Origin of the sequence: Salegentibacter maritimus (assembly GCF_016236915.1) — a bacterium.
GTDB lineage: Bacteria > Bacteroidota > Bacteroidia > Flavobacteriales > Flavobacteriaceae > Salegentibacter > Salegentibacter maritimus.
The window spans coordinates 82471-105046 of sequence record NZ_JAEHOK010000009.1 but is presented as its reverse complement, the minus strand read 5'-3'; the positions used below and the strand labels follow the sequence as shown (position 1 = coordinate 105046).

The following is a 22576-nucleotide window of genomic DNA, read 5'->3' as shown; positions in this document are numbered from 1 at the left end:
AGGCAAACCCTGGGTACTACAGCCTTTGAGGATGCCAATTAAAGTACCTCCTGCTCTATTTGAAATAAAAAGTTAGTCTCTCGTCTACTCCCCCATACCCACAACACATAGCGTACATGAAAGCCGTACAAAAAACCAATTCAGGTATAAATAGCTTCTACCTTAGCCTTTATAATTTTAAGCGCTATCCCCGGTATTTTACGCGATTATATTGCAATACAAAATCAAGCTTTTTCATTCAATAAAACAGAGCTACCATTTATACCTATTACTTAAAGCTTTTCGCTTCTAAATTTAAATTCCAGGTACTTTAACAAAGTATCTCATTAATAATATAGTCATTTAAACACCCGCAAATTAGCTTCTGATAAGCCCTGGAGCCCTGCTAATTACCGGCGCAAATCTCGATTATTGATTAAATTAAATATAGGCTAAAATTTAAACTATTCAGAAATATCCCCAAAAACCGTGAGAAGTAAAATTGCGATTAGGTTTACCTTGCAAACAATTATTAGCATTTTTAAGAGTTGAATAATTGACATTTAAGAGATATAAAGCATAACAAGATATGGTTCCATTTGAAGAAGCTGAAAAACATATTCATAGACATAAAAAGCCGGAAATAGACGCATCTGAATTTCGTTTATTTACTGAACCTTATAAAGTTTTAGGTAAAATTTTAGCTAGAATTGATAAAGGAAATAGAACGTATTACAATACCCCAGATTTTATTACTGTATTTAAAGATGCTATTAACATTAATCCCTGGAGAACCGAAGAAGGCTTGCGTTTAGGGATGCAATTGTATGGGGTTATTCAAGCTCCTTATTTAGCCGATATGTGGGACTTTATGGATACCTTACCTTATCAAAGAGGTTATTCCCGACAAGCCTTTAGATCTATAAAAACTGAAGATACCTTACGTAATAAATTACATTTTTTTACGCAATTTTTAAGATTTAGCAGAAAGGGTTTTGGTGGCTTGTCTTTACAAGAGCATTTTCAATACAGCACCTATTTTCCAAATGCAAACAGCTACTTTTTAGCCACTTTACTTCATAATGGAAACGGCGCTTTTGATGAATTGCTAGAAGACATTATTCAAGGTGAGGATGAAATTGGGGGGATTAGCGCCGATATTATTAAAGCCCTATTACTTTCTGAAACGGAAAAGCATTGGGAAATGGTGGCCAAACTATTACTGGCCGCGCAACGTCAGGAAGGTTTAAGACAAACCATTCTAGAGTCGTTAGATGAGTCTGGTCTGGGTGCTTTAAAGTATATAATCAATGTTATTCTAGAAAATGACCTTACCCGTTTTAGCAGTGTTACCAGAGCTGTGAGCACTTGGTTTGGATTAAATTGGGAAACACCTAAAAAATCGATCATCAACCGGGTTTTAAAACTCGCACAAGCTTTAATCCTGGATTTAAAAGAAACAGATACACTGCTTAAAAGCAAAGATAATTTAGAAGTTTTAGTTGGTTTATGGGCTATAGGAATTTTAGATGTTGACACTGCCAATAGAAAAGCCTTAGAAATTGTTTTCACTTCTGAAGATAGAAACAAGAAGATTTTAGCACTGTATTTTATTTGGAAAACAGATAGGACAAACGATGCCCTGGTCCCCTATTTTACCACAGAGCTAGGTAAAGATTATGCCCTGGACCATTGGATGGCAGTAAATTTACCGGTAACTACTTTAGATAACTCCACTTTCGAGAAGCTACTTTCTGTAGCCAAAAACGTTACAGAAAAAGGTAAAACCTACGAAAGCAAAATATTCTCCTGGTGGAGCTTTGTCCCCGGGCCAACCTATTTCTTTCAATTTTTAATCAATAGCGCAACAGAACAGCAGTTAGAGTTAATGGCTACTGATTTTGAAGAATTTCCTACAGAATATAGGGAAAACTACATTCGCAAAGTATTCCCAAAACATTTTAGTTACTCCTTGTATTACAAACAAGATCAGCAAAATAAAGTACAATTAGATTACGACGAAGCGTCCTGGAAAAGAGCTTTAGCAAGAAAAGCCATTTATAACCGAAATGAGGGGGTTATGGCAACAGGATTAAATTTATTTAATTCGATACACCTTTATGATAAAGATTTAGAGATTGCTGAAGATTTACTAAGGCGAAAAAATAAAAATTTACGCACAGCTTTAATCCATATAATCACAAAACTACCGGCAGACCGATTAAGAACAAGCACTAAGAACTTACTTTCGGCAAAAAATATTGAACAACGCCTGGCCGGTTTAGAGATTCTAAGCCTTTTGAAAGATGCCAATAAACAATCTGATTTTATTGAAGCCCAATTAGAACTTTATCATGAGCGTCCTAAAATCACTAAAAACGAACAGGTTTATTTAGATAAGTTTTTAGAGACTACGCAGGATTATAATTTTAGCAATGGTTTTGGTGTTATTGATTATGACAACTTAACACCGCTATATATTCCAAAACCTCAATTTGAGAAAAAAATGAATTTCTTCGATAAATTGGGGGTCACAACATCAGAGTCTTCGGCATTTAAATTTAAAGATTTTATAGATGCTAATAAGATTACTAAACAAGTTAACAGGCTAATTGCTATTGTTGCTGAAAATAAAAATTATGAGTATCAAATGCAGGGGTATCAGGGAGAAACTCATACCACATTTATTGAAAAAGGACTTCATGAAATAAAGGAACTGGGAAGTGATGCTACTGCTCAGGATCATTTACATAATATTCCGCTTTCGCAGGTATGGATAGAATGGTATGAACAAAGCAAGCTTAATGATTTTGAACTCTATGCTACCATTAGGTATATCAACAATCACAGTTATCCCTATGGTAGCTACAAAATATTAGAACCCTTTTTAAGACAGTATTACCCAGATTTATCAGGTTTAAATTTAGATGAAGAAAAAAACTATTACTCAAAGTCCAGAACGTACAACGAGATTTTAAATCGCTTGTTTGCAGTTTATGCAGATGCCCAAACAATTGGGTCTTTTAAACTGAGTATGTATGAAGATATGATTGCCAATTTTCCTGAAAAATATAAATTAATAAAGTTTCAGGATCGTGGTTACCATTACACCAACACATATAATTGGACAAGTATTATACAGGCAAACACCCCTAATTTTGGTGTTCATCATTTAGATCAACTTACTTCAGAGCAGCTTTTAAAATATTGGTCTATTAAAATGTATTTAATGGTTCAAAATTGTGCGTATCCTACAGTTGCCACAGATAATAAAATACTTACAGCTGCACACACCAGGACACGGAGCTTAGAATTTCCTGAAATTGAAGTCACACTAAAGCTCTATAAAGAAGGATTGATTAATGATGACGATCTACTATTCCAGGCTTTAAATAGAAATGAATTAATGACCATTATTGATGGTGGCTTTAATTACAGAATGAACTATAGAAAAGGTCTGGAACGCAATACAATTCCCAAACATGTATTTCTTCCTTTAAAAACCAATTTATTAGAAACCGAATTAAATCGCGGAGATATAGCAACCCCTGCTTCTAATTATATTAGCGCTATTCATAAAGTTGAAGGTGTAGATTATGTATTTAGAGTACTGGAGCGCCTGGGGCAAGATACTTTTGAGCGGGGTTACAGCTATTACGGCGACAGTAAAAAATCTAAGTTTAGTGCCATTCTTAAAATGACACAATTTAAAGATACCGAGTCTTACTCTGATTTTGAAAATCTTGCAAAGGCCTCAAAAATTAGTAAAAAGCGTTTTATAGAATTGGCCTGTTACGCCACCCAATGGGCCAGTGTGGTTGGCGAATATTTAAAAATCGATAATTTAGAAAATGCCGTATGGTGGTTTCAGGCACACGCTTCAGATTATATGAACAGTGAAAAAGAAACCATAATTTCTCGTTACTCCAATATTCCTAAAAGCGATTTTGCACTAGGGGCTATCGATATAGATTGGTTTACCAAAGTATACAAAAGCTTAGGCAAAACCAATTGGAAACTACTTCACGAAGCTGCTAAATACATTTCTGATGGAAACGGGCATCGACAGGTAAAACTTTATTCTGGTGTAATGCTGGGCGAAGTAAAAATCACTGAAACCATAAAGAAAATTAAAGACAAGCGTGATAAAGATTACGTACGTGCTTTAGGCTTAATTCCTCTAAGCAAAACCGTACCTGAAAAAGATGTACTAAAGCGCTACAATCTCTTACAGGATTTCTTAAAAGAAAGTAAGCAATTTGGTGCACAGCGTCAGGAAAGCGAAGCTGCGGCTGTAGACATAGCATTAGATAACTTATCGCGTAATGCGGGCTACCAGGATCGTGTGCGCTTTAGTTGGGCAATGGAAGCAAAAGCCACCCAAAGCATTATGGAGAATGCTAAAATTACCATAGAAGAAACAGTGATAGAATTGGTTATTAACGAGCTTGGCAAAACAGAACTTAAAGTAACTAAAGCCGGGAAAGCACTAAAAAATATTCCTGCTAAATTGCGTAAAGACAAACAGGTTATCGCTTTAAAAGAAAATAAAGCCTACTTGTCCAGACAATACAGTAGAACTCGTTTATCATTAGAAAATGCCATGGTAAACGAAGATGAATTTACAGCGCAGGAAATTCATAATTTAATGCAACACCCTATCGTAAAAGTGATGTTGAGTAAGCTGGTTATGTACGTTCCTGAAAAAGAACTTGCCGGATTTTACCAACAGGGCAACTTAATAGATGCGAACGGTAAAACACATCAGTTAGCAGAAGATGATGTATTGCTTATTGCCCATCCTTCTCATTTATACAAAGCAGTGGTATGGGATATGTACCAGAAACACTTATTTGCAGAGCGTGTAGTACAGCCATTTAAGCAAGTATTTAGAGAATTGTATTTAATCACTGAAGATGAGCGGGAACACAGTAATCGTTCAGAACGTTACCAGGGACATCAAATTCAGCCTAAAAAAACCGTAGCGCTTTTAAGAGGTCGTGGTTGGACGGTAAGTATGGAAGATGGTTTACAAAAAGTATATCATAAACACGGTTTTATAGCCACTATGTACGCCATGGCCGATTGGTATTCACCTTCAGATGCCGAGGCCCCAACCCTGGAAGATGTTTGCTTTCACGCTGTAGACACTTATAAAACTGTTCCACTTTCAGAAATTCCATCGGTGATTTTTAGTGAAATAATGCGGGACATTGACCTTGTGGTGAGTGTAGCGCACGTTGGTGGCATAGATCCAGAAGCCAGCCACAGCAGCATGCAAATGCGTGCTGCATTAGCCGAGGAATCTGCCAAATTATTCAAACTTAAAAATATTAATGTTAAAGACCGCCACATTTTTGTAAAAGGTAGTCTTGGCGAGTATAGCATTCATTTAGGCAGCGGCCAGGTGAGCAAAAACGGATTGGCATTATCTATAATCCCGGTACACAGCCAGCATAGAGGGCGAATGTTCTTGCCATTTGTAGACGACGATCCAAAATCGGCAGAAATTATTTCTAAGATGAAACTACTTTCAGAAGATCACAAAATACAGGATCCAACAATTTTAGCACAAATAAATAGCTGATTTCTTTAAACAATAAGGGCGTTCCCCACTTAAGGTGGGGCGGGCTTTTTGTTACAAGTCCTCGTGCTATCGCACTGTGGGCTTTTCACGACAATCCCTAACGCAAAAAAATATCTCTATACAAATGGAACTCATATTACAACTGAAAAGACTTGGTAAAAAAAAGGTAAAACAAGTCCCATTTAAACTGGAAGAAACCCCAAAAAACCTGGAAGAATTATTAGTCGCTTGCGTAAAAAACCAGATAGAAGACTTCAACAAAAAACGCCTGGAAGTTAATGTTATTGGTTTTTTAAGCCCTACAGAAATACAAAAACAGGCGCAAAGCGGTAAAATAGGTTTTGGCGAACTAGCCAATAAAGATTTGGCCAATTTGCAAAAAGCCATTGATAATGTTCTACTCGCTTTTAAGGACGGACTTTTTGTGGTTTTTATAGATGATGAAGAAATAACCGATTTAAAAGCGCCCTTGCAACTGACTTCAGAAAGTGTTATTGCATTTATAAGATTAACATTTTTAGTCGGAACTTATTGGTAAAATATTTCAATAACATCTACAATGATAATAAACTAAGTCGGGATATTATACCCTTTGGCGATACCAATTAAAAACATAAAATAGCACGTGCAAAAATCAACAAACCTAAAAATGCTCTATAAAGAACTAAATACAGAAATCGCTGAATACCGTGATAAAATTATTTAGTGACAGGTTTATTTTTGTTGTGAATAATAAGAACAATATAGGTTTGAAATATTTAGAATTTAGCATTAACCGCAAAGTGCAAAGTTTAATGGTAAATGTGTTTGAAGCTGTAAGTGATACTCAAGACCCAGCCCTAAAAATTAGCGAACTCATGCACACCCAAAGCATATTTGAGCGGGTTTTTGAAATCGTAAAAGAAACCGGCTTTTACAATGATGATGAAAATTTAAGATTGATGAGAGCTTTGAATATTGATACCGGGGAAGGTGATTTAAAAAATGCTTTGTATACCACCTGGACAATTATGGGAAATAATTTAAACAAGTCAAAATCCCAGGAAGAATTCAATGCAAAATTCGCATTGTTTGTACCTACTATTCTTAAAAGAATGGAAGCAATTCACGGTATAACCATATAATATGGCTTATAATATTTTTTATCTATTACAGTAAACTACCTCGGGGCAAGCCCACGAGGTATTCGTTGGAAACAAATTTTTAATTTCAAGGCAAGCCTCGGGGTATTACACCCTTTGGCGGTGCCAATAAAAAAAGACTGCACCCTCAACCCTATCAAGATATCAAAATGGAATTTAACAAAGAATACATTACCACCTATTATAAAAGTATAAAAGCAGAAAAGAACTATCCCGAAGCCTTTTTATATGAGCTTTTCCTGGTAGGCAAAATAAGCAGGGACAAAGAAATTATTGCTGAAATTTCTGAAATACTGCAAGAATATGGTACCTCCGAGATAAATAGCGCGTTTAAAACACGTAATAAATTGCCTGAAAACGGAAAAGGCTCCGAGAAAGTAATTAACACCTTACTTCATTTTGGCACCAAAGATCCCTTATTACCTATTGGAAAACTCTATAATATGATGGGCTTTTCCTTAGTTTTTATGGACAATACCGCTATTGTTCAAAAACTCGAGAAACAACCAGACCTTATTTCACGCTTAAATGGAATCAATGAACTTCGCATTAAAGAAGTCTTTTCAGGGGAAATTCCTGATGAAATTTGTGATATAAAATCACTTGAGGTGCTGGAAATAGAAGGAAATTATAAAAAACTACCTGAGGCCATTGGAAATTTACAAAAATTGGAAATTGTTAATTTAGACCTACCTGAATTAGCATATTTTCCTGATAGTTTTTGGACCTTGGAAGCCATTAAAGAATTAGACCTGGAAAATATTTCTACAGGTTTTCAAGCTTCGCTTCATTTAGATAAACTTTCTAATTTAGTAGAATTGACTTTCTTAAAAGTAAACTTAACAGATGCTTCGCAACTTGAGCTTCCTTTAAGTTTAGAGAAATTAAGTTTTATTCGGCTGGAAAATATTAGTAAACTCCCCAATAGTTTTACCAGTCTTAAAAACCTTCAACGTATACAAATTTACAAATGTCCCAACTTAAAGGAAATTCCAGACGGACTTGAAAATTTAAAAAATCTATCAAGCATAGATTTTAGGGAAATTCCATCCATTAAAGGAATAAAAGACAAACAGCTTTTTACAGAAAGTTGCAACTCCTTCAGCTTAGATAAAAACATACCTATACTAAATACTGGCACCTCCTTTTTAAACTCAGAGTTATTAATTAGCGATGTAAAAATATTGGAATATGTTTTAGCAAATCCAAAGAATTTCCCGAATCTTAAAAGTTTGAAAATCTATTATAATCCTGATTTCACCAATCTATCTTTAGGACTGGGAGAGTTGCCTACACTCGAATCTGTAGCCATTCATATGGTTAGTAACACCGAAACTTTATTTAGTAACATAGATAAATGCACACAACTAAAATCCCTAAGTATAAGCAATGCAAACATGGAATCGTTTCCCGAGGGTCTAAAAAAATTACCGTATTTAGAGTATTTAAGTTTTAATAGTTGCCCCAAGCTTATACTACAAGGCGATAATTTACCTAAAAAGATTAAAGAATTAGAACTATTTGTGATAAAAGAGTTTATTCCCGGAAAACATTATCTGGAAACTGATTCAGCTAGCTTTGCTCACCTTATTCTTGAAAATCCTAAAAACTTATTTAAAACTTTAATCACTAAAAAATTAAAGTTTTCACAAATAAATAAGAACAAAAAAACGCAAGAAGAACTAACGCAGTATTTGCCAAAGCCGGAGGCTTTAAATACTTTGAAAGTCCACACCAATACAGCGAATTACAAAGATGTTTTATTGCATTGTACACAATTGGAACATCTGGATTTAAATAATGAGGAAGAAAGTACTGCAGTTCTTACCACGCAGCCGGCGCCTCAATTAAAGTACTTAAAGTTATCTTCTTACAAAGCAAACGACCTTGGGGACATACTTAAGAACACACCAAATTTGGAAACATTAGATATAAGGCATTATGAGGCTTCTATTATATTTCCACGGGTGTCATTACCGTATTTAAAAGTTTTAGATTTAAGCTATACCCGATTTAAAACACTTGAAGCCTTACATGCCCCGGCATTGCATGATCTAAGAATAGCTTTGAGTTATGAGTTTGGTATGGAAGGCTATTCTAAATTAAACCGATTTAAATCTTTGAAGAAATTGAGCTTTGTTGGTATTAGCAGGGAAGTAAATACTATCCCTGAAAGCATTACTGAATTAAAACTTACTGAGTTTTTAATTGGTCATAACTTTGAAGTTTTACCTGAATATATTAAAAAAATGACAAGCTTAGAAACCCTATCGCTTGGTGGAAATGAGTTTGTAGATCTTCCCAACTGGATTGCAGATTTACCGAAACTGGATCGCTTAGATATTGACGGTTGCCGATTTGAAAATGATGTACCGGAGTACTTTCAAAAACTAAAGTTGAAAGAATTAAAATACTACATCTCAAAATTTGGTGGTTTCAACATGAACCCTAATAAATACAAGTACCTCATAACACCGGGTTACACCCAGCTAAAAAAAGAATTTACTAAGGATATATAACTAATTCTCATGCTATTTAGAAAAGTAAACTGCCTCGGGACAAGCCCACGAGGCATTCGTTGGAAACAAATCTTTAATTTAGAAGCAAACCTGGGGCTATTGTACCCTTTGGCGGTGCTAATAAAAAAAAGACAAATAATAATACTGGTTTTTACTGTTTCAGTGGCCTTTTCGTGTAAAAACCACATTAAAAAAGAAGTTACCAATCACAAATATTATGATAGACCTATATCTGATACAGTTTCTACTACTAAGCTAAGAGCAGTAACAAATCAGGAATATTTACAGTTTGGTGTAAGCGTAGCATATGTAAATGAGAACAATGATACCATCATTCCATTTGGGAAATATGCATATTACGGAACTGATACATTGGAATTTTACGCCAATGTTTTAGAACATCCTAACGATACTACCTATGGGCGGCAGATTGCTATAGACAGGAACCAAAATGTTTTGTTTGACCTTGTTATGTTCGACAATGGCCCCGAACCCTTTAATGAAGGCTTAACGAGAGTTCTTAGAAATGGTAAAATGGGATACGCAAATAAATATGGCCAGGTGGTAATTCCCTGTGAATATGAGTTTGCCAAATGGTTTGAAAATGGAAAAGCCGAAGTCACTTATAACGTAAAAGCATATTACGACTTAGATGACCATAAAAGAGTGGAAAGTGACGAATGGTTTGAAATTAATAAAGAAGGAAACAAAATAGAATCAACATCACAACCGTAGCAATAAACATTGGCTTAACAGCCTACTAATAACTTGTTTACCAATCAAAAAAGCCTTAGAATCTCAAAATATCCCTAAGACTTTTTTTAGCTAAAATATCACGGAAAACAGGTACAAAATCTCTTCCGGGTTTAAGCATCTTTGTTACACTTTTTAAAAAGATAAACATGGATTTTAAAACAATGTTAGAATTACCTGCTTTAGATACAGATCAGGTTGTAAAAATACTACAGGAAATAGCAAATAAAGAAAGGAAACAAGAAAAGCCCCAAATGCCACAGGTAAGTATTAGCACCCATTCCGGTAGTGCCTCCGGCTTTTTTGTAAATCATTGTACAGAAAAGAAAGTGATATTGTTAGCTGATATGTACGACCATAAAGCTCATTTTCAATACATAGCATCTCATTCTATTTCTACGATCTCTGTGAGTAACATCGATAAATATGCCTATCTTTTCTCTGACGGTAGAATTCCTTTTAGCCCAGATAAAAGCGAAATACCTAGCCTACTTCAGCTTAAGAAAAACATTAAGGCCTTAGAACTGGCACTAAACGATTCTTTAGGGAAAGAAGTTTCTATAGCATATTCTTACAAAGAAACTCCAACAGATCTTGAAAAATTTTATGCTTCTAAAGTGTTGGGTTTATTAAAAGAAACCCTCTCCAACATTGCCAAAGATAAAATGGCCAACGAAGCTTTTTCTGAATCAATTTCCTCGCTTAATTTTAAGTTGGGTTCAGAAAACAACGTGCTATTACAAGAAAATATGCTTTCAATTACCATTGATATTTCTAAAGCACTAAAAAGCTTTCCAGACACCGCCCAGCTACAAAATCAAATAGAGAAAAACCTATAAATTCTTCCGATAATTAAAAAGTAAATTAACTCGAGGCCAGCCTCGGGGTCACGATAACTATCTTAACAAACCTCGATTATCGAGTAAAAAAGTATATACTATGCAACAAAACAATATTATAGACCGAATAGAAATTATCTTAAAAAGAGACGAGAATAGCATAAAAAAATTTGAGTTGAGCCAACTTGATTATAACTTTTCTACTTCTCATAATTATGGAAAAGATGCTGAAAAAACAACCGAAGTTTACTTATCTGGATCTATAAACTCCAAAATAGATGAGTTCCTCTTAAACTGGGTAGCCAACCAGGAAGGTGAATGGGCCGGCTCTATTCAGGTATTCTTTAAGCATCAGGACAAACCCGAATTAAGCCTTAATTTTCAAAATTCTTCTGTAACTAGTTTTAATCAATCTTTTATGGAAAATAATCCATACTCCCAACAAGGCGTATACTTCTCGGCTTCTTTAAGAGGTGTAGAGCTAAATAATGTACCTATAAATTAATTTTACACTAAACATTAAAATAAACTACCTTGAGGTAAGCCCACGAGATATTTGTTGGACATAAACTTATATTTTCCAGGCAAACCTCAAGGTATTATATCCTTTGGCGGTGCCAATAAAAAAAGGAAAGCTGTTAGAGCTTTCCTTTTTTTATAATAGCCTGATTCTGCCAGGTTATTTTATAGATTATTCTCCAGGAATTCACGTATTACAAGATCAGAGAAATATCCGCTGTGGTGGCCGCCCCAACAAGCTGTAAGAGAAAATACCTCATCTTCTATTTTTAATTCTTTTTTATCTTCTGCACCTTCGTTAGGTATACAATACACCTCAATAGACGAGATACTCTCCTGTATAGCTTCCTTACCCATATCGTCTTCACAAACCTCCTTTAGTGCATCGGTAAGACGCTGTAAACAAACACTTGGCACAAACTTTATAAAGTCTAGCTCAAAAGTATCCCAGTTAATATTAACAGGTAATTCTTTACCTACCGTCTCATTTATTTCCTTTTGGTAGTCTCCTAAATATTGATCTTCAATTGCTTTAGCTGCTTTTTTTTCTTGTAGTCCCATTATAAATATCTTTAGTTATAATTAATGCTTCAAAAATACCCTGTACCCCTCTATAAACACTGACTTCTTTTAATGAAAGTGAAAACTCACGGAATTCCGTGAGGCCGTTTTTGCAACATTCTTATAATTTAGTTTAATCAAGATGATAACTATGAAACAAATGATATACTTTGGAATACTACTTGGCGTAATTGTAATTGGTTTTAGTAGCTGCGCCAGATTGTTTGGTGGTATCTCTAAAAATAAAGCTGCAAAAAATATCGAAACATATTTACAAAGAGAGTATAAAGATGAATTAGATTTTAAAAATTTAAATCGCTTTTTTAACGCTGCTACGATGAATCCTAATATGTTTAGTGTACATATCTACAATAAAAAAATACCCGAAATTGAATTCTACACGCATATTAATGCGAAAAACATATTAGTAAATGATACTTTGCCTCTGTATGGCTCCGAAAAGCTTACCTTTAATGATCTTTATAAAGAGTCTATAAATATCTATGAAACAAAACAAGCGATTAGAAATGATTTTCAAAGTAGCGGGCTGGATGTTAACTTCAAAATTGAAAGCATTGAAATAATTTTTAAAGAAGACCTAACTCCCCAAGTACTGGACAATTTGATCCCTAAATTTATGGAAAGATTAAACCAGTCTTACAACGAATTGAACAGTTTATATAGTCAGCATTTACTAATTAAAACTCCTCAATATCCAGAAGGTTTCATAGAAATACCACTTGAAACCCATACAAATACCTGGCAAATCAAAGATTTTCTATTATCAAAAAAAATACAGGGTTTCCCATCCTTACAAACAAAGATTGAAGAAAAAATAGGAACAAACATACGCGAAGCATTCCCTTATTTTAAAATTAGTAATTACAGAAAAATATATTTAGACAAATCTTCCCTTTCTAAAGCGGCCTGGGTACAATACCTTGATGATAAACGTATAAAGAATGATGGTGAAGGAAAATACCAAAACCCACAGAAAGGTTTATACATCCTGTATTTTGATTTAGATACCCGACACATATACCGGGGAGAGATGATAACAGACCAGAATGATACGACATCTTACGAGGAAGAGTTTAATCAGATAAAAAATGCTATAGAAGCAGAAGGAATTAATGCTATATATCAACAAACAAATTAACTTAAGATAAGCAGCAAGGCTTCGTAAACTACCTCGGGGCAATCCCACACGGCTTCGTTGAAAACAAATTTTTAATTTCGAGGCAGGCCCTGGGATATTATACCCTTTGGCGGTGCCAGTAAAAACCTATTTTTTTTAGGTAGGGGCCCTGAAGCAGTTAAAGAGCTATGATCATAAAAGTTACCCCGGAAGGCCTTTAAAATTAAAACTCGATCTTGGACACAAGCCAAATTAGGTATCAAACAACCCAGATTCTATGGCATATTTCACTGCCCCTGTAGTGGTTTTAGAGTCGGTTTTTAAAAGAATATTCTTACGATGAGTTTCTACGGTATTCACAGAAATAAATAGCTTTTCCGAAATTTCTTTTGAGGTAAGCTCTTCCCCTAAAAGTGCCAACACTTCCTTCTCGCGTGGTGAGAGCTCTATGTTTTTATACTTCTTACGCTCAAAAACACTTTCCATATATCGTTGTTTTATAATATCAGAGAAGTACTGTTCATCATTTAATACAGTACGTACAGCTTTCTGCAATTCTTCTTTACTTGTAAATTTTGGCACAAAACCATCTGCTCCTTTTTGAATCACCTTATGCACCGTTCTATGATTATCCAACATGCTTAAGATGATAATTTTGATAGCACTATGTTTCTTTTTAATTTCCGTAAGCAATTCTATACCATCCATTTTTGGCATACTAATATCGCTTATAATTAAATGAACCTCAAATTGATTGAGCAGTCTAAGTACCTGTTTCCCCTCGGTGGCTAAATGAACCTCTCCTATTTCGGGCATATCCTTAAATATGGTATTTATACCTTCCAGAAACATTAAATGATCGTCTGCTATAATGATGTTTACTTTCTTCACAGTTTTTAATTTAAGGGAATATCTATCATAATTGAAGTACCACTACTTGCACTGCTGTCTATCTCTATGGTACCTTGTAGCTTATGCAAGCGGTCCTTTATATTTCGTAATCCTATTCCTTGTTTTTTCTTCTCCTGAAATCCCTGTCCATTATCGTTAATAACAATATTTAAGTGATTTTCATGCCTGGTAAGTTGTACTTCGGCCTGGGTGGCAAGGGAATGTTTTAGAATGTTATTTACTAATTCCTGTACAATTCTATAAGCTTCGGCAAGGAGCTCCTCCGGTAACCGATCAATATCTTCTTCCGGAAAGAAAAAAGTTTGAATATCAATATTTGCACTTTTAGAAATTTTATCTATAAAATCCCTAAGAAAACTACTAAAACCTATTTTTGAAAAAGCTAAGGGATGTAATTGATGGGAAAGCGCACGTATATCTATACAAGCATTACCAATAGCATTCAATATTCTTTTACTTTGTGGTTTTTCTGGTTGAGTTTCTATGTAGTGTTCAAAGGCAATTTTTATTCCGGCCAGGTCACTTCCAATTCCGTCGTGTATCTCCCGGGCTAAACGTGCTCTTTCTTCGTCCTGTCCTTCCTGGTAACGTTCTATTACAGATAATTTATGGTCTTTCATCATCTGGTTAATCTTTTGCTTTGCATTTTCTTCCTGTTGCTCACTCAATTCTTTCTGAGCTTTAAGCCGCTGCAGGTAAAAAAGCCGCAGTATAATTAAAGATATTAAAACCAATATAAAACCCGCAATAAACGCATTTCTTACAATTCCCTGCCGTTTAACAGTAAGCTCTGCTTTTTGCAGTTCTGCCTCCCCCAACTTTTGTTCTTTCTCCAACAATGCTATTCGCGTCTCCTTTAACTGGGTTTCGTAACGTTCCTGGAGATTTGCGACATACTTTTCTTTATCAAGTGAGTTTTGTTTAGATTTGGTATCTACTCCTTTTTGGTAATATTTTAAAGAATTTTTATAGTCGCCCTGATCTTGATATAGCTGGGAAAGATTTATATATATATTAGAATTGTAAGTTAATAAAGACTGTTCTTCCCCTATGGCAAGGGCTTGCTCAAAATAGGTTATTGCTTCTTTGTTATTACCTAATTCACTTTCACATAAGCCCAGATCATTTAATACGATCGCTATATCAGAATTGAATTTTAGTTCTTTTAACAGCGATAATGTTCTTTTTAAGGAAACCACTGCTTCTTCACAACGCTCTTCTTCAACTAACATCTGTGACAGGTTAATATTTATATAAGCTATCACGGCCTTGTTCCCCTCTCTCTTTCTATAGTTTAAAACTGTTTGGTAGTGTTTACGAGCCTGATCAAACTTGCCTTGTTCTTTTAAAATATTAGCAAAATTAAATAAGGTAGTGAGTACACCGTCGTCATCTTTTAATTCCCGATATAAGTTAGCGGCACGATCTAAATTTTCAGCAGCCTTATTGTATTTTTTTTGTAGCACATAAAGTGTGGCAATATTTTGATAGGCATTTGCTTCCTGGTTCTTTCCGCCTATTTTTTTTGCATAAGCTAAGCATTGCATAAAACCATCCATTGCTTTGGGATAATCCCCAAGGTTCTTATACCCTAGCGCTAATACATTATAAGCGGCTGCCAGACCATTTTCTATTTTAAGCTCTTTAAGTAAATTAATGGCCTTTGCAGCCTGGTCTACAGCACTTTTATAATCTCCCGAAATGTTGCCTAGGTTGCCCAAAGCATAGTGTGCCCTAACTATATGGATTTTCTTATCTAAAGCCTCACTTTTTGACAACCATTCCTGGGCTGCTTTTTTCGCGACTTCCGGGTTTGTATATAAATTTTCTGCATATACATTAGAAAGCGAATCTAAAAGTGGCGTACTTTCTGGTGTTTGAGCTAGGCTAACATTACATATTCCTAAGAATAGAAATAAAAATAAGCTTGTATACTTTTTAAGCGGTATCATTTTAAAACCAGTAAATTACTTCGGGGCAAGCCAACAAGGCATTAAATGGAATTCTTTTTTGATTTTGGGGCAGGCCTTGAAACATTAAATCTCGATTATCGAGTAAAACTAACATCTTTCAGCGAAATAATTGGTTCTTATTTTTGTTTTAATTTGGATTAACTCTTCACTTTCGGCTTTACTCATATCTGTACCCAATTGAAACAAGCTTTCTAATAAATTATGTCTTACAAAAATATCTTGTTTGTCTTTCTCGTTTGTTATTTCCTGATGTTCCTTTAATAAATTTATAGACGGATTATCCTTGCTTAAAAGCATCGCATTATATTTGGTGAACCCGTGAATATCACCTAACTCCTTTGCACATTCTTTTAAGCTTCTTAGCATAACATGATTGTCTTCTTTTGGAAATTGAAAAAAAGAATGATCTGGATAACCTTGTAACACCTGCTTAAACGAATGTAATGCCGCTTTATATTGTTTTTCTTCTCTCAATAAATTAGCATAATCAAAGTCTATTTTCCATTCTTGAGATTCTGGGAGCTCTTTTTTTATAGTTTCGCAAAGCCTTATACTTTTAGAATTATGAAAAGCTTCTTTTGAACAGGTTAAGGCCAGTTTAAGATAGTAGGCTTTATTGGTTGCCAGGCCGGCGGCAAGCTCTAATGATGCTGTTGCTGCATCATGATTTCCCATAATCCAATGTAATAATCCATTATTCCTGTAATCGATAAATGTGGTAGGCTCTTCAATTAAATCGTTTTCAGTAACATCGTTTAAATCATCTGGCTTTTCAATTAAAAAATCATAAAAACACAACCACTGGAGCACTGGATACAGCTCTGGTGATAATTGTTCCTGCTCGTAATTATAGATTGCGAATTTGTAACATTCTTCATAATCGCCCATTTCAAAAATGGTTTCTACACACATATTCATGGTACTACAATAATCACTATCCCCTATTTTATAGTAATTAATTTCTTCATGCATATCTTCTAGAAATGCCTTATAGTTATGGTTCCGTTTATGAATAAGCATTCGTAAATTATAAAGCCAGGGAGCATAAGAATGCGCTGGTAAGGGAAAGTCTTGCAGGGCTTCATTTATAACTTCAAGCGCGGCATCAAACTCTTGCAACATCACTAAAGCCCGGGCTTTAAAAAACATGGTTTTAAGCGTTGGCGATTTTCTTTTATGAAACTGGGTTACAATGTCTAAAATACCCTGCCAACTCTGTATCCTATTATTTACTTCTAATAAATAAAACAAGTATTCGCTCATAGCGAGTCCGTTTCTATAGGCTTCGTGATACGCTGCTGCGGTCTGGTTATAATTTTCTTCTAAATAGAACGATTTGGCTTTTAAAACTAATAACAAAGGATTTTTAGGATTTAGCGCTAGCCCCTGCTCAACACAAATATTAAGGACCTTTCTATCTCCGGTATGAAAATAGGCTGAATTCCCCACTAATAAATAATGATGCTGCGCCAGTTGCCAACCCGAATTGGAAACAGCCTTCATATATTCTTTATATTCCTGAAAAGAGGTAAACTCGTCTGTAGGAAATTCTGGTTTAGATGGTGCTCTTAAAATTTGGGAAACCATATCATACATCATAAATGCCCTGGCATAATCTGCCAATAAATAACGAGCTCTATCAGATAATTCCAGCAATTTCCATTCTGTCTTCCAGTATTCCAATATCTCTACAGATCTCTTTTCCCATAAAACAATTTGTATGTAGATTAAGCTTTTGCTTGCTTCATCTAAACGCTCGTCTAACTCCAGGCCTTTTAAAACTTCTAAATTATGTGTGGCAGATGCTAAGTCCAGTAATTCATAACAGTCTGCTTCTTCAGTTGAACAACATAATTCTTCTAAATAGGCTGTTTCAATCTCCCACAGTAAAAGTCTTGCCTCGGTAGTGGCAGGATAACATTCTAATATATACTTAAGAATGCCTATTGCTTCTAAGAATCTTTTTTCATTTTGTAGCTTTAATGCATAATGTAAATGCAAAGTTTCGTTATAAGGGTATTGCATTAATGCTTTTTCGTAAACAGCATCGGGACATTGGTGGTAGCAACTGCAAATCACTTCATAATCTGACGCCTGTATTTCATTTATAGCTTCCAGAGCCTCTAAGTACGATTGCATAACAGGCATATTTATTTCTTCAAAAGCAGCAATATATAACATTACAACCCGGTAATATCGCGCATATTCTGTGGCACTATCCAATGCTTCAAAATTCTCCTGAACTGCAGAAATATGAGGTGTTAAATGCTTATAGAGATTGGCCTTATAAAGCTGTTCTGCACGCTCAATATGCTGTATAACTTCTTCTTTTCTTAAACTCATTTTTTCCATTCTTTAAACCAATTGGCATGTTGTATATGTAGACGCTGATAATGCTCCCACAGTGTTTTTGTTCCGGGAAATTTACTGATATCCTGCTCTGTAGATCCCAACACATATTCATCGCCAATACATACGTTACGATGAAATTCTCCCCAACTGGAAAAAAGTGTTTTCAAACGAGTATTTGCATCTTCCAACCGAAGCATAATTTCTTCTATAGTGATAAACCCAAGAACACCTCCCAACCGCATTAAAAAAATGTAATAAGCCATTTCATAACCAATAAGTTTATGCTCTTTTAAACTGAAACGGTATTTCCAGACTATTTTATAGGTACTTTTAATCCCGGGATGATCTAAAGCATCGTATTTTACTTTAAAAGTATCTGTTGTGTCACTGCGGAATTCTGCCGCCAATTTTTCAAAAGCCATAGATGCCATTTCCCCATTTTCATAACGTTGTAAGCTATTGCGTAAGTGCAAACCAGATTTAATGCCATAAAGGTTTAAAAGTCTTTTAGCTTGCTTTACATGCATCTCGTCATTCAGGTTAAAACCAAACCAACTTGTTAAATCGGCACTATTATAATTCTTCTTTAAAATCAAAGCAGATAAGTTTAGCTGGTCTTGTATTTCGGGACTTATTTCTTGTATCATTCTTCTATGCGTTTAAATCTTCCATAACCTGCAATAAAGCAGTTTTTAAGTGTTCTGGATATGCTCCAGAATTTGCCATGGTTTTTAAACCAAGGGCATAAGAGCCTGCCATTTTAGACCCCTTTACCAGCTCTACAAATAAACTTCTACAAAGATTACCATAGGTCTCCAATGTTGTTCCCGGCGCCAGATCTTTATCGAGCAAAGCCATATAAAGTACCTGATTAAATCGAGCTTCTAAACCTGTATCATCTTGTTTATACCAGGTTTTTAATTCTGATACTCTTTCATCTAATACAGCAAGAAGTTGTGTATCACATGAGCCCGTAGTTTTATAGTTTTCTAAATTATTAAGCACTGTCTCTACATAATTTTTATCTATATTAACTTCGTTAATCGTAGTTTCTGCAGGTTTTGATTGCTCTACAACTATCTTGGATTCTATTATTGGTTCTTGCTTAAAATGAAAATCATAAAATTCAATAATCGCATTCAATAAATCTGTATTAGTACTGAAGCCAAAAACTTTATTCTTACTATAATCAGAAAGGTATTTTACGGTGGGCTTAGCCAGTTTATTTTCATTTAGTTCCTGAAGAAAATCAGAAAGATAGGTTTCAATTTGTGTCGCAATAAGGCTTAAGACGTCATTGGTATTATTACTGCTTTTACACTTTTTATGAAAATGAAATAGCCGGGAAACTGTACGGTCTAAAAAGAAAGACATATCATCTTGAACAGTATTAAAATAATTGGCCGAGCGTATACCTTGCGTTTGTAACATTTCACCAACCCATACAGCTTCTGTTGTCGCGCTGTAATAATAGTCACCCAAAAAATTATACCACGCTTGAATAAGTTTTAAGCTTAGCGAACGCTTTTCGTTAAGATATTGTTCTTTTGCAAAATCGTTACAAAGCTTAGTAACACTACTATCTATACTTTTTAAAGCCCAAATTTCATTAACTCTAGTATAATTAGCGGGAGTACCCCACAAGCTTGCTAATATATTTACAATTAAGGCTAAGCCTTCTTTCCTGATGTTCTCTGATGCATTTCTTGAAGAGTAAGCCAGGTCTAACAAGTAGGTGTGCAAAACCTGCCGACTTTCTTCACTGTATAAATCTAACAATGAAGTACGTGCATCATAATATGAAAGAACTATAAATTGATTTAGAGGGTCTTTTAATCCAGTGCTTTTAAAACTTTCCAACCATGGACCTATATTGTTTAAATTTTTAAATACCTCCTTTATTACATATTCGCCGGTTACTTGAAAGGCTTCATTTTTAAGACGCATTACCGGCAATTTGCCATTTTTAAATTCAGAAAGAAAGCCTGAAAACAAGTTATTGTAAAATTCAACCTGACTTGAATTCCCTGATTTCGAGTGGCATTTTTCAAACCAAAATGCAATAGAATCAACGGGAAGTGCAGCAATGTTATTATCGCTTAAAATATGTTTGCCATACTCCTGAAATGCTTCTGAATTAAAATTACCTCCACCATTGGCAGATAGCCAATCTATAAGCCGTAAATAACAGGCGTCTACCTGTACTTGCGGAATAGCTTTATCGCGATTGTTAAAGAGAAGCACATCACCGGCATCCCACTTTTTAGCTCCCAATGCTGTGATTAAGGGATAGACACCTTCTGCTGTTTTTAAATTAAGTAGTTCGAGACTTTCTGCTTCACCAAATATTAAGCGTTCTTTTATGGCACTATGTGCAGCAAAAGCTAACTCTAAATTATCTGCATAGAATTTGGCCAAATCGGTACTAAACCAAGCTAACAAAACATGATATGCGCCGGGGGCATATACGCGTCCAACAGGTAATATTTGATGTATTATTGTAATTAATTGGTACCAATCCCCTTCATAAAAATGCTCAATAAAATCATGGTTAATTTTAAATGGAAATGAGGTTATTTCCTTTGTTGGAGAAACAACTGTATAGCTTCCGCATAAAATAGTATGTTTAAGGCAATTTTGAATTAGAAAATCAGAACTCAAATAATCTCTTATATCAAATACGTTTTGAATTAGAAAACGAGCTACAGGAAGTGAAGCTTCAGATTCACTTTGAACCAAAGCTTTTAAGACCTTAAAAATTTGATTTTTATAAGTATCGGCTATTGCTTGAGATTGAAAATACCCCAGGCTAAACTTTAGAAACTCAACTAATTTATCTGCACTTTTTTTATCGGGAAAACAGCCCTGTTCTAAAATTGGAAGCCAGGAGGCTATAAATTCCAAACCTTCTTTTTCATCTGCATAAATAGTAGGATGATAGTAGATTTGCTCTGTAAGTCTTTGGCTAAAATTACTAGTTATATTTTGCGCATTGCCAGTAATTTTTGCAACTTTATAAGCTTCATTATCTGTTGCATTCATTAATTCCAAAATATGAATTAGCGATAGTGCTTCAGAAGCTTCTAAAGAGGCTGTATTTAAATTTGGTACTATTTTCGTTTTAAAAATCGTAGACATAAGTCGGGGGGAATCTTCAATTATTTTCTAATCTGTTCTATGGGTGGTTTGTAGATTAAGGTTTATAAAACCACTCTTCATCCCGAATTTCACCTTCATCACCCATTAGGCTTTTTAGAAAAGTAGCTAAATCATCGGCCTGGATATAACCAATTTCCTGGTCGGCACCATAGCGTATTATTTGACCGGGAGTCCCTTTTGTATTGGGAGCAAAATCAAAAGCTAAAAAATTACCATTCTGTAAATCAAAAAACGGAATCCAGTATGGAGTAGTGTACATTAGCAAAGCTTTGCCCTGGTTTGTACTGTAAGTATCCAACAATTCTTCCTGCGTCCAATCATCATAGACTGTTTTCCAATCCTTCCATTCTTTTAAAATTTTTTCAGCTCCCATAATGGCCGCATTTTCAACTCCATTATGCAAGCTCAAATAGTCTTTTATCATGGCAGGAAAAGGGAAACCTGCTTCTTGCTCAAATTCTGCATAAATGGCCTCGTTGTTTTTTGGAGGAATAATTCTTAATTCCTTTTCAGCTATCAAAGCTTCAAAGATTTGTTTAACTTCTTCAAAATCAATTTTGGCATCTAATTGAATAAAATCTGCCAGGAAATCGGCTTTCTCTTTTGCCAGTTTTTCGGCTATAAATTCATTAGGAATAAAATCAGCTATAAACGCACCGGTATCTTTATAAAAATATCCTTCTTTGAAATTTGAGGCTGGCTGACTACTGTACAGGTTTTTCCCGAACGAATATATCTCAGATTTCAACTTTTTAGTGCCTTTTTTATCTCGCTCTATGCTGCTAAACCATGAATAAAAATGGCTTGTATTTTCTATTTCGGCGGTTAAGATAAACTTGCCTTCCAAAAAAGCAATAGCATAGAATTTTGTACTGGTTATATTATCCGGACTTATAAACAATAATTTAAAAACTTTCTTCCCCGATATTTTTTCAACCGCTTCTAAAAGCGCATCTTTAAAAATAAAGCCGTTATTGTAATGGTCTGGATCTTCAAGCAATGGCAGCGTGTTTACCTGGATAGATTTGAAATTAAAATCATCCCATTTCATTTCGTGTAAATCTTCTCTATAGCTTATCATATTTATCTTTTTAGTTCATTTTTACGGCATACTAAGATACCCGGGAATTATAGGAGGTTTAT

At 34.8% G+C, this 22576-nt stretch carries 15 protein-coding genes; 8 read left to right on the top strand and 7 right to left on the bottom strand.

What is annotated here, in order from left to right; genetic code table 11:
* The first annotated feature begins 568 nt into the window (after nt 1-568).
* The 7 genes from I6U49_RS08560 (at nt 569) to tssD (ending at nt 11324) form a co-directional block, all read left to right on the top strand.
* On the top strand, nt 569-5566 hold the full coding sequence (locus tag I6U49_RS08560; RefSeq protein WP_198628352.1) for a DUF4132 domain-containing protein: 4998 nt from the start codon (nt 569-571) through the stop codon (nt 5564-5566).
* Between the two features lie 124 nt (nt 5567-5690).
* On the top strand, nt 5691-6104 hold the full coding sequence (locus I6U49_RS08555; RefSeq protein ID WP_198628351.1) for a hypothetical protein: 414 nt from the start codon (nt 5691-5693) through the stop codon (nt 6102-6104).
* Nucleotides 6105-6315: 211 nt separating this feature from the next.
* Nucleotides 6316-6690 (top strand): hypothetical protein, encoded by a 375-nt coding sequence (locus I6U49_RS08550; RefSeq protein WP_232804676.1) that lies wholly within the window; start codon nt 6316-6318, stop codon nt 6688-6690.
* 167 nt (nt 6691-6857) lie between these two features.
* Entirely contained in the window at nt 6858-9227 is a 2370-nt protein-coding gene (locus tag I6U49_RS08545) for a leucine-rich repeat domain-containing protein (RefSeq protein ID WP_198628350.1), read from the top strand.
* Nucleotides 9228-9236: 9 nt separating this feature from the next.
* The gene (locus I6U49_RS08540; protein ID WP_198628349.1) at nt 9237-9962 is read left to right on the top strand and encodes a WG repeat-containing protein; all 726 of its coding nucleotides are present in this window, start codon (nt 9237-9239) and stop codon (nt 9960-9962) included.
* Nucleotides 9963-10129: 167 nt separating this feature from the next.
* Entirely contained in the window at nt 10130-10819 is a 690-nt protein-coding gene (locus I6U49_RS08535) for a hypothetical protein (RefSeq protein ID WP_198628348.1), read from the top strand.
* Between the two features lie 100 nt (nt 10820-10919).
* Nucleotides 10920-11324: a type VI secretion system tube protein TssD gene (tssD, locus tag I6U49_RS08530; protein WP_198628347.1), complete on the top strand. Its 405-nt coding sequence runs from the start codon at nt 10920-10922 to the stop codon at nt 11322-11324.
* A gap of 179 nt (nt 11325-11503) precedes the next feature.
* Here tssD and I6U49_RS08525 read toward each other — a convergent pair whose 3' ends face one another.
* Nucleotides 11504-11899: a hypothetical protein gene (locus tag I6U49_RS08525; protein ID WP_198628346.1), complete on the bottom strand. Its 396-nt coding sequence runs from the start codon at nt 11897-11899 to the stop codon at nt 11504-11506.
* Between the two features lie 151 nt (nt 11900-12050).
* Here I6U49_RS08525 and I6U49_RS08520 point away from each other — a divergent pair, with 151 nt between their 5' ends.
* Nucleotides 12051-13058, top strand: a complete 1008-nt coding sequence (locus I6U49_RS08520) for a hypothetical protein (protein WP_198628345.1) — start codon at nt 12051-12053, stop codon at nt 13056-13058.
* Between the two features lie 231 nt (nt 13059-13289).
* On the opposite strand, the gene I6U49_RS17195 is transcribed toward I6U49_RS08520, so the two are convergent.
* The 6 genes from I6U49_RS17195 to I6U49_RS08490 all read right to left on the bottom strand — a co-directional run bounded on the left by I6U49_RS17195 (nt 13290) and on the right by I6U49_RS08490 (nt 22514).
* Nucleotides 13290-13928 (bottom strand): response regulator transcription factor, encoded by a 639-nt coding sequence (locus I6U49_RS17195; protein WP_193710645.1) that lies wholly within the window; start codon nt 13926-13928, stop codon nt 13290-13292.
* A 5-nt stretch (nt 13929-13933) separates the two neighbouring features.
* Nucleotides 13934-15901 carry a tetratricopeptide repeat-containing sensor histidine kinase gene (locus tag I6U49_RS08510; protein ID WP_198628344.1) on the bottom strand — a complete coding sequence of 656 codons (1968 nt, stop codon included), beginning with the start codon at nt 15899-15901 and terminating at the stop codon, nt 13934-13936.
* Between the two features lie 108 nt (nt 15902-16009).
* Nucleotides 16010-18265 carry a tetratricopeptide repeat protein gene (locus I6U49_RS08505; RefSeq protein WP_198628343.1) on the bottom strand — a complete coding sequence of 752 codons (2256 nt, stop codon included), beginning with the start codon at nt 18263-18265 and terminating at the stop codon, nt 16010-16012.
* A complete protein-coding gene (locus I6U49_RS08500) occupies nt 18262-18921 on the bottom strand; it encodes a DUF1266 domain-containing protein (protein WP_198628342.1) in 660 nt (219 codons plus the stop codon). The genes I6U49_RS08505 and I6U49_RS08500 overlap by 4 nt, the downstream gene beginning before the upstream one ends.
* A 4-nt stretch (nt 18922-18925) precedes the next feature.
* Nucleotides 18926-21412 (bottom strand): hypothetical protein, encoded by a 2487-nt coding sequence (locus I6U49_RS08495; protein ID WP_198628341.1) that lies wholly within the window; start codon nt 21410-21412, stop codon nt 18926-18928.
* Between the two features lie 55 nt (nt 21413-21467).
* The gene (locus tag I6U49_RS08490) at nt 21468-22514 is read right to left on the bottom strand and encodes an SMI1/KNR4 family protein (protein ID WP_232804675.1); all 1047 of its coding nucleotides are present in this window, start codon (nt 22512-22514) and stop codon (nt 21468-21470) included.
* Between the last annotated feature and the right edge of the window lie 62 nt (nt 22515-22576).

Bases quoted from the DNA above. Each gene is read 5' to 3' on its own strand.
- I6U49_RS08505 (WP_198628343.1), bottom strand. From the start codon at position 18,265: ATGAGTTTAAGAAAAGAAGAAGTTATACAGCATATTGAGCGTGCAGAA.
- I6U49_RS08555 (WP_198628351.1), top strand. From the start codon at position 5,691: ATGGAACTCATATTACAACTGAAAAGACTTGGTAAAAAAAAGGTAAAA.
- I6U49_RS08560 (WP_198628352.1), top strand. From the start codon at position 569: ATGGTTCCATTTGAAGAAGCTGAAAAACATATTCATAGACATAAAAAG.
- I6U49_RS08545 (WP_198628350.1), top strand. From the start codon at position 6,858: ATGGAATTTAACAAAGAATACATTACCACCTATTATAAAAGTATAAAA.
- I6U49_RS08510 (WP_198628344.1), bottom strand. From the start codon at position 15,901: ATGATACCGCTTAAAAAGTATACAAGCTTATTTTTATTTCTATTCTTA.
- tssD (WP_198628347.1), top strand. From the start codon at position 10,920: ATGCAACAAAACAATATTATAGACCGAATAGAAATTATCTTAAAAAGA.
- I6U49_RS08535 (WP_198628348.1), top strand. From the start codon at position 10,130: ATGGATTTTAAAACAATGTTAGAATTACCTGCTTTAGATACAGATCAG.
- I6U49_RS08495 (WP_198628341.1), bottom strand. From the start codon at position 21,412: ATGTCTACGATTTTTAAAACGAAAATAGTACCAAATTTAAATACAGCC.
- I6U49_RS08520 (WP_198628345.1), top strand. From the start codon at position 12,051: ATGAAACAAATGATATACTTTGGAATACTACTTGGCGTAATTGTAATT.
- I6U49_RS08500 (WP_198628342.1), bottom strand. From the start codon at position 18,921: ATGATACAAGAAATAAGTCCCGAAATACAAGACCAGCTAAACTTATCT.
- I6U49_RS08490 (WP_232804675.1), bottom strand. From the start codon at position 22,514: ATGATAAGCTATAGAGAAGATTTACACGAAATGAAATGGGATGATTTT.
- I6U49_RS08525 (WP_198628346.1), bottom strand. From the start codon at position 11,899: ATGGGACTACAAGAAAAAAAAGCAGCTAAAGCAATTGAAGATCAATAT.
- I6U49_RS08540 (WP_198628349.1), top strand. From the start codon at position 9,237: ATGCTATTTAGAAAAGTAAACTGCCTCGGGACAAGCCCACGAGGCATT.